The 14,760-nt window shown below is 60.5% G+C and carries 10 protein-coding genes; all 10 read left to right on the plus strand.

The features are described from left to right. Positions 1-25: 25 nt before the first annotated feature. The 10 genes from tssC (H1Y61_RS21475) to tssM all read left to right on the plus strand — a co-directional run bounded on the left by tssC (H1Y61_RS21475) (position 26) and on the right by tssM (position 14,711). Positions 26-1,507 carry a type VI secretion system contractile sheath large subunit gene (gene tssC, locus H1Y61_RS21475; RefSeq protein ID WP_012654304.1) on the plus strand — a complete coding sequence of 494 codons (1,482 nt, stop codon included), beginning with the start codon at positions 26-28 and terminating at the stop codon, positions 1,505-1,507. 84 nt (positions 1,508-1,591) lie between these two features. Next, complete coding sequence (gene tssC / locus H1Y61_RS21480; protein ID WP_235680925.1) at positions 1,592-2,977, plus strand: type VI secretion system contractile sheath large subunit; 1,386 nt, start codon at positions 1,592-1,594, stop codon at positions 2,975-2,977. Continuing rightward, positions 2,974-3,801 (plus strand): type VI secretion system accessory protein TagJ, encoded by an 828-nt coding sequence (locus H1Y61_RS21485; RefSeq protein WP_174113065.1) that lies wholly within the window; start codon positions 2,974-2,976, stop codon positions 3,799-3,801. The genes tssC (H1Y61_RS21480) and H1Y61_RS21485 overlap by 4 nt, the downstream gene beginning before the upstream one ends. Then, positions 3,794-4,303: a type VI secretion system baseplate subunit TssE gene (gene tssE, locus H1Y61_RS21490; RefSeq protein ID WP_071207205.1), complete on the plus strand. Its 510-nt coding sequence runs from the start codon at positions 3,794-3,796 to the stop codon at positions 4,301-4,303. The genes H1Y61_RS21485 and tssE overlap by 8 nt, the downstream gene beginning before the upstream one ends. Beyond that, complete coding sequence (gene tssF / locus H1Y61_RS21495; protein WP_012654300.1) at positions 4,296-6,077, plus strand: type VI secretion system baseplate subunit TssF; 1,782 nt, start codon at positions 4,296-4,298, stop codon at positions 6,075-6,077. The genes tssE and tssF overlap by 8 nt, the downstream gene beginning before the upstream one ends. Before the next feature lie 8 nt (positions 6,078-6,085). Beyond that, positions 6,086-7,096: a type VI secretion system baseplate subunit TssG gene (gene tssG, locus H1Y61_RS21500; RefSeq protein ID WP_180574770.1), complete on the plus strand. Its 1,011-nt coding sequence runs from the start codon at positions 6,086-6,088 to the stop codon at positions 7,094-7,096. Continuing rightward, the gene (locus H1Y61_RS21505) at positions 7,093-8,352 is read left to right on the plus strand and encodes an FHA domain-containing protein (RefSeq protein WP_180574771.1); all 1,260 of its coding nucleotides are present in this window, start codon (positions 7,093-7,095) and stop codon (positions 8,350-8,352) included. The genes tssG and H1Y61_RS21505 overlap by 4 nt, the downstream gene beginning before the upstream one ends. Next, positions 8,342-9,682, plus strand: coding sequence for a type VI secretion system baseplate subunit TssK (gene tssK, locus H1Y61_RS21510; RefSeq protein ID WP_070148419.1), 1,341 nt, complete (start codon positions 8,342-8,344; stop codon positions 9,680-9,682). Before H1Y61_RS21505 ends, tssK begins: the two co-directional genes overlap by 11 nt. Next, positions 9,679-11,220 carry a type VI secretion system protein TssL, long form gene (tssL, locus tag H1Y61_RS21515; RefSeq protein WP_180574772.1) on the plus strand — a complete coding sequence of 514 codons (1,542 nt, stop codon included), beginning with the start codon at positions 9,679-9,681 and terminating at the stop codon, positions 11,218-11,220. Before tssK ends, tssL begins: the two co-directional genes overlap by 4 nt. Beyond that, entirely contained in the window at positions 11,220-14,711 is a 3,492-nt protein-coding gene (gene tssM, locus H1Y61_RS21520) for a type VI secretion system membrane subunit TssM (RefSeq protein ID WP_180575245.1), read from the plus strand. The genes tssL and tssM overlap by 1 nt, the downstream gene beginning before the upstream one ends. Positions 14,712-14,760 lie beyond the last annotated feature (49 nt).

Genomic DNA, 14,760 nt, shown 5'->3' on the forward strand with positions numbered 1-14,760 from the left:
ACGCCGCTTTGAAAGGATTGAAGAGATGAGCGCTGAAAGCGTTTTGAAGCCGAATGAGCCGACCGCCGCCACCGAGGAACAGGGGCTGTTGTCGAAGGTCGTTGCCGCCACCCGTCAGACGGAGCCGGACCGCGCCCGCAACCTTTTGAGCACCCTGACGGATCAGGCCCTGAAAGGCACGGTCAAATACGACCGCAACCTGACGGTCACCTTGAACAATGCCATTGCCGAGCTGGACAAGGTGATCTCCACCCAGCTCGCCGCCATCATGCAATCGCCGGAATTTACCAAGCTCGAAGGCAGCTGGCGGGGGCTGAACTATCTGGTCAAGAATTCTGAAACCAGCGTCAACCTCAAAATCCGGGTGCTGAACGCCTCCAAGCGCGAACTGTCGAAAGACCTGGCCAAGGCAGTCGAATTCGACCAGTCGCGGCTGTTCAAGTCGATTTACGAAGACGAATTCGGCACGCCTGGCGGTGAGCCGATGGGTGCTGTCGTCGGCGATTACGAATTCGATAATTCTTTCGAGGACGTTCAATTGCTTCAGGGCGTCTCCTCGATTGCCGCCGCTGCCTTCGCACCGTTTGTCTCGGCAGCAAGCCCGCGGATGTTCGGCTTTGACGATTTCCGGGAATTGTCGCGGCCCCGCGATCTCGAAAAGATCTTCGAGACGGTGGAATATGCCAAATGGCGCAGCTTCCGCGAAAGCGACGATTCGCGTTTCGTCACGCTGGCCCTTCCCCGGGTGTTGGCGCGTATGCCCTATAGCCCGAAAACCAGCCAGATCGACGAGTTCGGTTTTGATGAAACCCTGGGCGAGGCAAGCGGCGAGCTGCATCACGATAGCTATTGCTGGATGAATGCCGCCTACGTCATGGGGACACGCCTCACCGAAGCCTTTGCGAAGAACGGCTGGTGCACAGCCATCCGTGGCGCGGAAAACGGCGGCAAGGTGGAAAACCTGCCTATGCATGTGTTCTCCAGCGATGATGGCGACCTCGACCTGAAATGCCCGACAGAAGTCGGCATTACCGACCGTCGCGATGCCGAGCTGGGCAAGCTGGGCTTCCTGCCACTCTGCCACTACAAGAACACCGATTACGCCGTGTTCTTCGGCGCGCAGACCGCCCATAAGCCGAAGCTCTACGACAAGCCCGAAGCGACGGCCAATGCCGCCGTTTCCGCCCGCCTGCCCTATATGATGGCGACCTCACGGTTCGCTCATTATCTGAAGGTCATGGGCCGCGACAAGATCGGCTCCTTCATGGAAGCAGACGATTGCGAGGTCTGGCTCAATCGCTGGATCTCCAACTACGTCAATGCCAATGACGATGCTGGAGAAGATTCGCGCGCAAAGTATCCGCTGCGCGATGCCAAGGTGACGGTACAGGAAATCCCCGGCAAACCGGGCTCCTACAATGCGGTTGCCTGGCTGCGTCCATGGTTGCAGATGGAAGAGCTGACGACTTCGCTGCGCATGGTTGCTCGTATTCCATCGAAAAACTGATTGATCATCAAAGGTCTGCGCGGGTGCTTCGCGCAGACCTCTATCGTCAACGTCATCAAACATGCGCGTCCACCGGGGGGTATTGTGAGGACATCGTCACGGATGCTGGCGGATCGGTTGATCGCGGAAATCGACGCGGTTTTGAACCGGCAGGTGAATGCAATTCTACATCATCCCGACTTCCAGGCGATGGAAGCGCGGTGGCTTGGTCTTGACTTGCTGGTCCGCGAAGCCGGACGCAGCGCCGAGGTGAAAATCAAGCTGATCAGCGCCAGCTGGAAAGAATTGGCGCGCAGCATGGAACGCGCCACCGATTTCGACCAGAGCCACCTGTTCGAACTGGTCTATAACCGCGAATTCGGCATGCCGGGCGGCGAACCATTCGGGCTTTTGGTTGGCGATTACGACCTCTCTCCCGCCGCCATCGACGGCACCGATACCGTCAGTACACTTGCGCGCCTTTCAACGGTAGCCGCAGCGGCCTTTTGTCCCTTCATCGCCGGTGCATCGCCGCAGGCCATCGGGCTTGAAACCTTCCGCGAACTGAACCGGGTTTCCGATTTTTCCTGGTTGCAACAGGACAAGACGCGGCTGCGCTGGAATAGCTTGCGCGGCAATGACGATACCCGTTTCCTGGGCCTGGTTGCACCGCGGGTGCTGATGCGCCCGCCGCACAAACCATTCTGGCGCAAGCGCAATGACGGTTTTCCGTTTCGTGAACATCTCGCCGAAACAGGAGAGACTTTGCTCTGGGGTAACAGCGCCTTCGCCTTTGCGGCGATTATTCTGCGCACCTTTATCGATTCCGGCTGGTTTGCCGACATGCGCGGCGTGACCCAGGACGAGATCGATGGCGGCATGCTGGCGCCCTGGCAATTGCCGGGCCTTGATATCGGTGTGGAAAGCGAGGGCCTGTCCGCCCAGCCGCCCGTCGAGGTCAAACTGACCCGCTCCCAGGAATTGCAACTGTCCGATCTCGGCATCGTGCCGGTTGCCACGACTTATCTTTCATCATCCGCGATTTTCAACGCCAACCAGTCGCTGCACGCGCCAGGACACTATTCCAGCGAAACTGCCCGGCAAAATGCCCGGCTGGCGGCCATGCTGCAATATGTGCTTTGCGCGTCACGCTTCTCGCATTATCTGAAGGTGATCATGCGCGACAATATTGGCCAGCTCAGCACCGCCAATGTCATTCAGCGCCGGCTGGAAGACTGGCTGTCAGGCTACACGCTGGGCAATGACGATGCGGATGTGTCGCTCAGAAGCCGTTATCCGCTGCGTTCAGCCGGCATCCACGTCACGGAAATTCCTGGAAAACCCGGTGCCTTTTCCTGCACGGTCAGATTGCAGCCGCATTTCCAGCTCGATGATATCTCCACCAGTTTTCATCTCGTCGCCGAAACCTCGGCCACTGCCGCGATGGGCGCTACCGCCGGGCAGACGGAACCGAAAAGGATAGTTGCATGAGTACCGCCTCCCGCCGCATTGCCAGCCTGCTCGATGATGCAGATCTTGCCCAGGCTATGGATGCCGTCAAAGCCGAATTGAAAACGGCGGCCAGCGATCATGACCTGCGCCATCTCTATATCGACCTGCTGATTCTGGCTGGCGATTATGAAAAAGCCGACAGCCAATGCGAGCTGGCTGTCCGCTTCCAGCCGCAGGATGCCGTCGGTTTTTCGATGCTGCGCCAGCAGATCCGTGGGATGGCAGCCCGCAAAGCATGGTTTGAAACCGGTGCGCTGCCGGATTTTCCCGGTGGCCCCACCGTCAGCGACCAAATTGCGCTAAAGCTCAACCTGGCTCTGAAGGAAGGAGCGGCAAGCGAGGCCGCGGCCCTGCTTGCCGAACTGGAAGAGAGCCGAGGCACTGTGCCAATGCTGTGGAACGGCGCCGCCGTTGCCGATATCCGCGATCTCGACGACCGTATCCCTCATGCGCTTGAAGTGCTGACCACCGGCGGCGCCTATCTCTGGGTCGATTTTTCAAGGATCGCGTCTGTTACGCCTCAACCGATACGCCGCCCCCGGGACACGGCCTTCCGCCCGGCCGAACTGACACTGGAAAGCGGAGCAGAAGCCACCGTGCTTCTCCCCGCCATTTATTACGGCGCTGATGCCAGCCCTGCCCTGCAACTCGGTCATCAGACCGAGTGGTTGGATGCGGTGGACGGGATCGTCACCGGTCTTGGCCAGCGATGCCTGCTGGCGGGCGACGAACTGGTGTCGTTCCACGATCTTGAAAGCTTGCAATCGGATGCGACCGGCGAAAGGCAGGCTGCCCATGGTTGATCCATTACAGCGGTTTCGCGCCTCTGAACGAGTATTGAACCGATCCGTCCTGGACCGGCTGCTGGACGATACGCCTGATATGGACAGTGATCCGCAAACCAGCGTCAGCGAACAGGTCCGCGAGATGCGCGAAGTGATCCGTCGCGACCTGGAAGCGCTGCTCAACACCCGCCGCTGCCCGCAAGCACCACCGGATGGCCTTGGCGAGTTGCAGGACGCGCTGGTCTCCTATGGCGTCGATGGTGTTCTTTCGGCCAATCTTTCCACCGACGAATCCAAACTTCGGCTGGCAAGACTGGTGGAACGGCGCATTGCGCTGTTTGAGACCCGCCTCGCCGACGTCAAGGTCACGATCCTCAAAGGCAATACAGAGGGCGACCGCGCCTTGCGGATGCGCATCAACGGTACGTTCCGCCTTTATGACGGGATGCCACCGGTCAGTTTCGAATCCCGCATCGACCCCTCCACCCAGGCTTTCCGCATCGAGGCGTCGAATGGCTGAGACCTTTCTGGAACGCTATAATGACGAGTTGTTCGCGCTGCGCAGGCGCGCGGAAAAATTCGCCCGCGCCTTCCCGAAAATCGCCGGTCGGTTGCGTCTGTCGGGTGATGTGGCCGACGATCCGCATGTAGAGCGGATCATCCAGAGCTTCGCCTATTCCGCCGCCCGCGTTCGCCAGAAACTGGATGATGAATTTCCGGAACTGACCGACAGCCTGCTGGAAACGCTTTACCCCCATTATCTGGCACCGGTGCCGCCGATGAGCATCGTGCAATTTGCGCCAGGCGCCACGCTGGCCGGCATGCAATTGCTGCCGCGCCATACCGACATCGTCACCGAGCCGGTCGGCGGCGATCCCTGCCAGTTCCGCACCACGCAGGATGTGGAAATTGTCCCGATGACGGTCAGCAATGCCAGCCTGACCGGCTTGCCGCTCGATGCGCCAGCGGCACCCTTTGCAGGTGCGGCAGGCGTGTTGCGTCTGTCCCTGCGCTCCACCGCACCCAAGCAGGACAGCATGGCCGGGCTTGGCGTCAAGCGCCTGACTTTTTTCATTGCCTCCGCATGGGCGCAGGCCGCCGCCCTGTTCGAGCTTCTGGCCAATCATTGCATCGGCATGGCGCTGGCACGGCATTCGGAGGATCGCAATGCGGTCTTTCTGCCAGCGGAAAATCTGCGTCCGCTGGGGTTTGCGCCGGAGCAGGCGATGCTTCCCACGGCACCGGGCAGTTTTGCCGGATACCGGCTGCTGACCGAGTTCTTCACGTTGCCGCAAAAATTTCTGTTCCTGGAAGTATCCGGCATGGATCGCTGGCAGGGCGATGATGTCGAGCTTTACATCTATCTGGACAGCAGTGACGCGCGACTGGAGCGGATGATTTCCGCCAGCGACATCGTCCTCAATGCCACACCGGTCATCAATTTGTTCCGGCAAAGCTCGGAACCGCTGACATTGGATGGCAGCCGCACGGAATATTCGCTCCTGCCTGACAGCCGCCGCCAAACCACCCGGGAAATCTACATGGTCGAACAGGTCCGGCTTTCGGCGGCGTCCGGCGAAGAACAGGATGCCCGGCCGTTTTTCGGGAGCAGCCAGCGCGGCGCCAATAGCAGTGTGTTCTGGCAGGCGGTTCGCCGGTTCGATGAGGATGACGGCTCCTCGGATACCCAAATCGCCTTCGTTGACCGCAATCGCGGTCCGCTTGAGCCGACCGGACTGACGGCCAGCGTCGATACCCTATGCCTGAACAGAGACCTGGCCAGCCAATTGCCTTTCGGCGGCGGTCACCCGCACCTTCAATTGGTCAAGCGCAGTGAAAGCGTGGCCGAGATCAAGGCGCTTTTACCGCCAACGCCCGCCATTCGTATCCATGAAAAACTGGCGCGCCAGTGGCGGCTGGTCTCCCATCTGCTGCTCAATCATCTGTCACTGTTCGACAATGACGGTTCGGCGCTGAAGGATATTCTTTCGCTCTATGCATTGCGCGATGCGCCGGAAACGCGACAGCTTGTCGAGGCTATCAGCCGCGTCGAGGCCAAGCACGCACTCGCCCGGCTTGGCCCCGCCATGGTGCCAGGCACCGATGTCACGATCGAATTTGACCCGGCTATGATCGACCGGGCAGCCGCCTTCATCTTCGGCAGCATCATTGATCATTTCTGCGGGCTCTATACCTCGGTCAACAGTTTCACCCGGTTGACCCTGACCATGCGCGGCCAGTCCGAGCCAATTGTCCGCTGGCCCGCCCGGGCCGCCGAGCGGCCTTTGCTGTAGGGGTGGTGATGAATATCCAGATCAAACCCAATGAGGATAAGCTGGCCCGCCTGCTGGAGCAGGACCCCGGCCATTTTGAACCGACCACGGCATTTCGGGTGGCACAACATCTGTCGTCGGGAACGGAGCTGGACGTCGGTCCCCATTCCGGCATTCAGCCAGCCCCACTTGCCGTCAGCGGTTTTCGCCGCAAGTTGCAGGGCAATGTCGTCAAATCGGCTTTTGCGCCGCTGGTTGGACCGCTTGGCGCGCTGCCGCCGGAATATAACGAATTGCTGCTGCGCGAAGAGCGGCGCCGTTCCCGCGCCTTGATCAGCTTTCTCAACCTGTTTGCCATCCGGTTTTCGGAACTGTTTGTGGCGGCCTGCGAGAAATACCGGCTGGCACGGCGGCTGCGCTGGAGTACCACCAAGGAACAAAACACCTTCCGCAAGGTGTTGCTATCGCTGACCGGCTTCGGCACCGCCGGACTGGTGGAAAAAGCCGGCATCAATGAAGATGTGATCCTGCGGTTTTCCGGATTTTTTGCCGACCGTACCCGCAATGTCGCCAGTCTTCGAGCCATGCTGGAGGAGTTTACCGGCATGGCGGTGGCAATTGAGCAATTTCGTCCGCGTTGGGTCTCCATTCCGTCGGCGGAGTTGAGCCAGATGGGCAAGGGGTCCGGCCCAAGGCTCGGCGTCAACGCCATGGCGGGTGCATCCGTCATGGACCGGAGCGGGGCGCTGAGGCTGGTCATCGGTCCGGTTGGCTATGACGATTATATCAGCCTATCGCCTGGCAAGCCGCGTCTTGCGGAAATCTTCGCCCTCACCCGCCTGTTTATCGGCAACGGCTTTGATATCGATGCCCAGGTCGTCCTGAAAAAAGAAGACATTCCTTTTTGTCAGATGGGGTCTGCGACCATGCCTGCCCGGCTCGGCTGGAACAGCTGGGCGCGGCTGGCCCCAGCAAGCAGTGACAGCCGCGATGCCGTGGTTACCGAATATCAGGCCATGCCGCAGGGAGGTCTGGCATGAAGCTGGAACTTCGCCCCGAAAAACCAGTTACCAAGGGCCAGACCACCTGGACGCTGGACTATGGTCGCCGGACCATTGGCCGCGCCCCTGCCTGCGATTGGCAAGTCACGGACAATGAATGCCGCGTCTCTAAACTGCATTGCACCATCAGCCGGGACCGGGACGGCTATATACTGAGCGACCAGAGCGCCAATGGCACATTGGTCGATGGCAAGCTGCTGCTGGAAGGCGATACGATCCGGCTCACGCACGGCGCCAGCATCGATGTGCGCGGCTACCGGTTTACCGTTTCGATTACCGGTGAGGCGACGCCTGAGGCGGTCGATCCCGATCCAACCATGCCGGTTAGCAGTGAGACGCTGACCATTTCCTCGATCCTTGCCGATATCGCCCCGAATGGCACCACTGCCCGCGGCCTTCTGGGAGACCGGCAGGTGGAGGAACCGTGGAAGCAACCCCGGCCATCAGAGCGAGGCATGTCTGGAGGAGCCACACAATCTGACCGTCGGGCGGACAAGGAAAAGAGTTTTACCCGTCATGTCGATATCGGCTGGAGCGGTCCGCCGCAGACCGATGGCATGAAACCCGTCCTGCCGGACAATTGGTTCGATGAGGATGCCGGTGGAAGCGCCATGGAACATCTGGCCGCGCCGAAAACCTTCGTGACCATCGCGCCACCCGTTCGCCGTCCGCCGCAGGACGTGCCCCCTCCGCAAGAGGAGCGGTCAAAACCGCAGGACGAATTTGACGCCGTGTTCGCCGATCCTGAGGATCAGGAGCCGGATGCGCGACAGAGCCCATCGGCTTCAGATCTGCAAGCGGAGCGGATGATGGCGGCGCTCTCCCGCGCCCAAGAGGCTCTGGCCGAAAGCATCGCGGCCTTCGACTTGCCGGGTGATGCTGTGCCTGCCCTGTCGCCCAGCGGCGGAACCGATCTTGCCGCCCGACTTGAAGCCTTTGCCGGACAGCAGGAGGCCTTCGCGGCGATTTTGCAAACCATGATGCAGGCGGCAGGCCGCTCGCTGGACCCACGCCTGCTGGAGGCCAAGGTGGACGCAAACTCGCCGGTGCGGCTGCCGTTCCTTGCCGAGCGCGATTACTGGGCGGCCTATCGGCAATTGTTTCAGGCCGAGGGCCGTATTCTTTCATTCAGAGATTTCATGCGTCGCGCCGCCATGGGCGAGCAGGCCGAAGAGCCAGCCGTACCGGTTCAAGCCGACAGAGTAATGGGGGTAAAAACAACCGATGAGACATGAAAACCGGGTTGCCTGGACCGAAGGCATGTTCCTTCGCGTCCAACATTTCCAGCAGTCCGACCGCTGGACGGAGCGCCTGGTGCGCTCGGTGGCGCGCAGCCTTACGCCTTATCCCTGGGGTATTCTGGAGATTGGCCTGGACCGCAGCGCCCTTGCCATCGGCCAGTTCGCCCTGTCGGGCCTGCGTGGGATGTTGCCGGATGGCACGCCCTTCGATGCGCCTGAGGATACCGACCTGCCAGCAGCCCTTGAGCTGGACGAGTCCGTCAAGAATGCGGTGATCTATCTGGCCCTGCCCGCCCGTCAGCCCGGCAAGGCCGACATGGCCCAGACCGGCACCTCAGCGGTCAACAGTGTGCGGCTTGTCGCCTCACCCTATGAAGCGCCTGACGCCAATGTGGAAACCGATTTCCTGGCACCCATCGATGTTGGTCGCCTGAACCTGAAACTGTTGAAGACCGGCGACGATCTGGCCGGTTATGAACTGCTCGGGCTTGCCCGCGTGGTCGAGGTACGCTCTGACAAGGCTGTCCTCCTCGACCCGGATTTCATTCCAGCCAGCTTGAACTGCACGGCTTCCTCAAGACTGCATGAATTAATGACCGAATTGCTGGGCATCGTCCGGCACCGGGCGGAAGCGATTGCCGAGCGGATCGGCGATCCGACAATTCGCGGCACCGCCGAAGTCGGTGACTATTTCCTGCTGCAGATCCTCAACCGCGCCGATCCGCTGTTGAAACATGCGCTGGCCAATGCCACACGGCTGCACCCTATTCAGTTTTACGAACAATGCATTCAGCTAGCCGGCGAGCTTGCGACGTTCACCATGGAGAGCAAGCGGGCGACGGATTTTCCGGCCTATCGCCATGACGATCTGAAGGCGACGTTTGGTGCTGTCTTCGAGGATTTGCGCACCTCGCTGTCCTCGGTGCTGGCGCAATCGGCTGTCGCCATCGAGCTGGTGGAACGCCGCCACGGTGTAAGGGTCGGCACGATCAACGACCGCAGTCTGCTGCGCGATGCTGGTTTCGTGCTGGCAGTGCGGGCGGACATGTCCGCGGAAGACGTGCGCCGTACCCTACCCGCTCGTATCAAGGTCGGGCCGGTGGAGCGGATTGCCGAACTGGTCAATGTCGCGCTGCCTGGCATTCCGGTGCGTCCGTTGCCAGTTCTGCCACGCCAGCTGCCTTACCGGGCCGGGACCATCTATTTCGAGCTGGATACCAAGACGCCGCTCTGGAAACAGCTTGAAACATCCGGGGCGATTGCCCTGCACCTGGCAGGTGACTTCCCTGGTCTTGAACTCGAAATGTGGGCCTTGAGAGAATGAGCAACGAACGGCCTCCTTCCTGGCAGGATCTGCCGACCGTGGTGGAAGTCACGGAGGAAAAACGCCTCCAGGACGACAACGCCCGCAAGGTCGCCGACCTGCTCGACGGCGAAACATCGCAACCGGTGCCAGCCGGTAGCGGGACGCGGATGCCTGTCGCACATCTGATCGACAATTTCCGCTTCGGCAGCAGCGAAATGCCGGTGCTGGTGCGCTCGGCGGCACCGTTGCTCAATCTTGCGCATGCGCTGCGCTACCGCTCGGAACAACCGGATATCGAGGAACTGCGCCAGGTCTGCATCAATGCGGTCAACCGCTATGAGCGTGATCTCGCCAGCGCCCGTATCAGCCCGGAACGGGCGCGCGCCGCTCATTATGTCGTCTGCGCCACAATCGACGATGTGGTTTTGTCCACGCCTTGGGGCGTGCGGGCCGGATGGGCGCGCTCGGGCCTGGTCTCCACCTTCCACAATGACGTGACGGGCGGCGACCGGGTGTTCGATATTCTCGATCATTTCCATCAGTCGCCCGGGTCTGCCAAGGATCTGCTGCTGCTGATCTACCTGTCCCTGTCCCTGGCGTTCGAAGGCCGTACCCGCGTTTCCTCCAAGGGACCGCTTGAGCTTTCCCGCATTCGCGACAGTCTCTACAAGACCCTGCTTGGCCAATATGGCGTGTTTGAACGGGAGCTTTCGCCCCATTGGCAGGGGGTCCATGCCCGCCACAAACCGCTGCGCACCATGGCGGCGCTGTGGACCGTCCTGTCGCTGCTGGCCCTGGCGCTTGGGCTTGGCTACCTATTTTTCACCTTGACCCTGAACGACAGCTCCGACCGGACTTTCGAGCGGCTGGCTGGGCTTGGCCCACATGAGGCGCCGGGTGTAATGATCACGGTTCCCGTACCTGAACCACAGCCCCAGCCCCAGCCAACCGTTGCGCAGCAGGAACCGGAACCGCAGCCGGTCAAGCCACCGGAGCCACCGCCGCCAAGCCGTCTAAAAAACCTTATTACCTTTCTTCAGCCGGAAGTTGAAAAGAAGCTGGTATCGCTGTCGGATGCCAATGGACGGCTGCGCGTTCGCATCAACAATTCCGGTCTGTTTGACACCGGAAGCGCCGATGTGAAGGGCCAGTTCCGCGATCTGCTGCAACGCATCGGCGGAGCGCTGGCGGCGGAAAAATTCAGGGCGGTGGTGATCGGCTATACCGACAATGTACCGATCAAGACCGTGCAGTTTCCATCCAACTGGCACCTGTCGGAGGCTCGCGCCAAGGCAGTCGGCGAAATCCTCTCCAGTTTCACCGGGCCGGATGCCATTCTGACCGAAGGCCGTGCGGATAGCGATCCGATTGCCGGTAACGACACGCCGGAGGGCCGTGAAATGAACCGGCGCACGGAAATCCTTGTTCTGACCAATCCTGACGAGAAAATCACCGATGCCGGTATCCTCACCCCGCCCGTTGAAAACATCGACAATGGTCAAAATAATCAAGTGCCGAACGCAGATATAAAGACGCAGCAGGGGGCCAAGCCGTGATCAATCCACTCAGCTGGTTTTATACCATACGCTCCTATGTCGATTCCTATGCGGGTGTCGTGGGGCGGCGCTTTATCTCGCTGATCTGGGTCATCGCCCTTTGCGTGCTGATCTGGTTCTACGGCTATCTGGCCGCCTTCGGCAGCTTCAAGCCACTCGCCAGCGTTTCCGCCCGCATCTGGACCATGGTGGTGATCTTTGCCATCTGGGCCGCCTATATGATTGTCACCATGGTCCGCGCCAAGCGCCAGGACAAGGAACTGGTCGACAGTATCGAGACGCAGGCGCTGGCCAACCAGCAGGCCGAAGTCAGCGAAATCAGCAACCGGCTGAAAGAAGCGCTGGCCTTGCTGCGGCGGATTACCAAGAAGCGCTTCGGCTATATCTATGAACTGCCCTGGTATGTGATTTTTGGAGCGCCCGGCTCCGGCAAAACGACGGCGCTGACCAATTCCGGCCTGCAATTTCCGCTTGGTGACGCACTTGGCAGCGATGCCGTTAAAGGCATCGGCGGCACGCGCAATTGCAATTGGTGGTTCGCCGATCAGGCGATCATGATCGACACCGCTGGCCGCTATACGACCCAGGATGACCTCGATGGATCATCGAAAGCCGGATGGGAAGGGTTTCTCGGCCTGTTGCGCCGCTATCGCCGTTCGCAGCCGGTCAATGGCGCGCTCCTGACGCTTTCCATCGGCGACCTGTTGACCCGAGACCCGGAAGCCCAGCGCGAAGAACTGCGTGCGATCCGCAAGCGGCTGGCCGAACTGGACGACCATCTCGGTGCCCGCGTTCCGGTCTATATCCTGCTGACCAAGGCCGATCTTCTCACCGGTTTCGTGGAATTCTACGATAGTTTCAACAAGAGCGACCGCGAACAGGTCTGGGGCACGACCTTCGGCCTGGAGGAAAGCTACGGCGCAAAGACATTGCCGGAGCGTTTTACCGAGGAATTCGCCCTGTTACAACAGCGTGTCGATGCCATGTTGATCGAGCGGCTGCAACAGGAACAAAGTGCTGATATCCGAGGCCGGATTTTCCGTTTTCCGGCCGAGCTTGCCAGTTTGCAGGAAAAGCTCGGTGAGGCGATCAGCGAGCTTTGCACCGGCTCCTCACTGGTCGAGGCTCCGCTGATCCGTGGTATCTATTTCGTCTCCGCGACACAGCCGGATGAAACCCTGGCCCGCACCACGACAAACCGGACGCGGCGCAGCTATTTTCTGCCGAAACTGTTCAGCGAGGTGATTTTCAACGAAGCGGCCCTGGTTGCACGCGACAAGCGCCTTTCCTCTCGCCAAGTCCTGCTGAGACAGGCTGTTTGGGGTTTGGCTGTGGCGGCGGTGGTCATTGTGTTTGCCGGATGGACCATGACGTTTTTCCAGAACCGGGCCGCTCTCGCCCAGGCCGAAGAGCATCTGAACGCCTATGATAAGCTGATCCAGGATGTGCCGGTGCGCAATGTGTCAGATGCCGATTTTCTGCGCGTCCTGCCTGCGCTGGACAATCTGCGTGCGGTTCCAACCGGCTTTGACACCCGCTATGTCTGGGCCGCAAGCTTCGGTCTCAGCCAGCGCGACAAGATTGCCGGTCGCCAGCGCGACGCCTATCAGCGCGCACTGAACAGCCTTTTGTTGCCCCGTATGCTGGTGCAATTGCAAAAGGACCTGACCGGTGAAAGCGATGTGACACGAACCTTCAACGCGCTGAAACTCTATGAAATGCTGGGTGGACTGGGGCGGCTTGACCGGGAATTCGTCTCCGCCCAGGCAACCCAGATGTTTAACGCCCTTTATCCGGGCGAAGGCCGGACAGCGGCCCGCAAAGCGTTGATCCAGCATGCCAGTGCCATGGCAGCCGGCGTCTTGCCGCCAGTCGAAATCGACAGACGGCTCATCGAAAAGGCCCGCGACACCATCCGCAACCAGACCGTTGCCGAACGCGCTTTCGACATCCTGGCCGGATCGAAACAAGCGCAGGCTTTGATGCCCTGGCAGCCGTCGCTTGCCTTTGGCGCGCTGGGTGAAAAAGCCTTCATCCGCAAGTCCGGCGCGCTGCTGACGGAAGGGGTCGAGGGACTGTTTACCGCGACCGGCTACCGCAGCGTTGTCCTACCGCATATTGCCGACGCCGCCCGCGAAGCGCTGCAAGAGGAATGGGTGCGCGGCTCCAATGCGCAACTACGGGGGCAAACGCTGGAGTCAGTGGCCCAGGCGGCCTTGCAAATCTACTATGACCGGCTTGAACAGCGTTGGGCGTCCGTGCTGGGCGATCTGGCCGTCAGGCCGTCGCAAAATCTGGGCGATGCGGTGGAAACCACCCGCATCCTTTCCAATGACCGCAATATCGTCGCCCAGGCCGCCAGATCGATAGCCGATGCGACGGATCTGCGCCCGAAGGGCGATACGGCGGGCATGACCACGCTGGTGTCATCCGCCAGCGGCGACACGGTTGCCGCCATGCTGGCATCCTCCATGGCCGCCCCTGATCCCTATAGCCGCTTGCGCGAGGCGCTGGACACGCCTGCCGCAGACGATAGCCGCAAGGCCACGACAGGCAATCAGGACAAGCCCGCCTCCCAGGTCGATGCGATATTGCCTGTTATCACCGCCCTTCATGATCAGCTGGCCCGCTCGGTTACGTCCTCAGCAGAGGTAGCAAAAGTCTTCGATGTCGATAGCCAATTGACACGAGCCAATCAGGACCTGCTCCAGGATGCCCGCCGTCTGCCTGGACCATTGGATGGCTGGATGGCCGGACTTGCCGCCGATACCGGCTCACTCGCCGTCAAATCGGCCCGCAGCCGGATTGGCGACCTGTGGTCCAGCGAAGGGGCGGGCCTGTGCAGCTCCATCGTCACGGGCCGCTACCCCTTCGACCGCGCTTCCAGCCGCGATGTCGCTATGAACGACTTCATCAGGCTTTTCGGACCGAAGGGCCTGTTCCAGACGTTCTTCAAGCAAAGGATGGAGCCCTTCGTCGATCAGTCGGTCTCCCCTTGGGGTTGGAAGGGCACCTTCGGCGCGGCAGGCATTCCCAGCGAGGGTATTGCCGAGTTTGAAAGGGCCGACCAGATCTTCCGCGCCTTCTTCCCGAATGGGAGCGAGACACCGGCGATTGCCATCAATGTCAAGCCGGTGTCGCTTGGCGAGACCTCGACGGCGGTGATGCTGGAAATCCAGGGCGAACGGGTGGTATATTTCCACGGCCCAGTCCAGGCGAAAACCATAACCTGGCCATCGAAGGATGCCGCCAGCATGTCGCGCATCGCCTTCCAACCGGGCGGCTGGCAACAGGCGAAAACCGAAAATGGCGATTGGTCGCCTTTCCGCCTGTTTGACGATGCAAATATCCAAAACCAAGGCGACGATCTGTTTAGGGCGAAATTCACCAACGATAACCAGGTGGCGGAATTCGATGTGCAGTTTGGTTCGGTGTTGAATGCCTTCAGCCTGAAGGCGCTGTCCGAATTTACCTGCCCGACCCAGTTCTGAACCGCTATCGTAGGACCCAGCTTGATGGCCGGGTCCTACCTCCCTGTCA

This window comes from Agrobacterium vitis (assembly GCF_013426735.1).
Classification (GTDB): domain Bacteria; phylum Pseudomonadota; class Alphaproteobacteria; order Rhizobiales; family Rhizobiaceae; genus Allorhizobium; species Allorhizobium vitis_D.

What these genes read in the sequence shown, in the direction of transcription:
- tssC (WP_012654304.1), top strand. Translation starts at nt 26, where the DNA reads ATGAGCGCTGAAAGCGTTTTGAAGCCGAATGAGCCGACCGCCGCCACC.
- H1Y61_RS21485 (WP_174113065.1), top strand. Translation starts at nt 2,974, where the DNA reads ATGAGTACCGCCTCCCGCCGCATTGCCAGCCTGCTCGATGATGCAGAT.
- tssE (WP_071207205.1), top strand. Translation starts at nt 3,794, where the DNA reads ATGGTTGATCCATTACAGCGGTTTCGCGCCTCTGAACGAGTATTGAAC.
- tssF (WP_012654300.1), top strand. Translation starts at nt 4,296, where the DNA reads ATGGCTGAGACCTTTCTGGAACGCTATAATGACGAGTTGTTCGCGCTG.
- tssG (WP_180574770.1), top strand. Translation starts at nt 6,086, where the DNA reads ATGAATATCCAGATCAAACCCAATGAGGATAAGCTGGCCCGCCTGCTG.
- H1Y61_RS21505 (WP_180574771.1), top strand. Translation starts at nt 7,093, where the DNA reads ATGAAGCTGGAACTTCGCCCCGAAAAACCAGTTACCAAGGGCCAGACC.
- tssK (WP_070148419.1), top strand. Translation starts at nt 8,342, where the DNA reads ATGAGACATGAAAACCGGGTTGCCTGGACCGAAGGCATGTTCCTTCGC.
- tssL (WP_180574772.1), top strand. Translation starts at nt 9,679, where the DNA reads ATGAGCAACGAACGGCCTCCTTCCTGGCAGGATCTGCCGACCGTGGTG.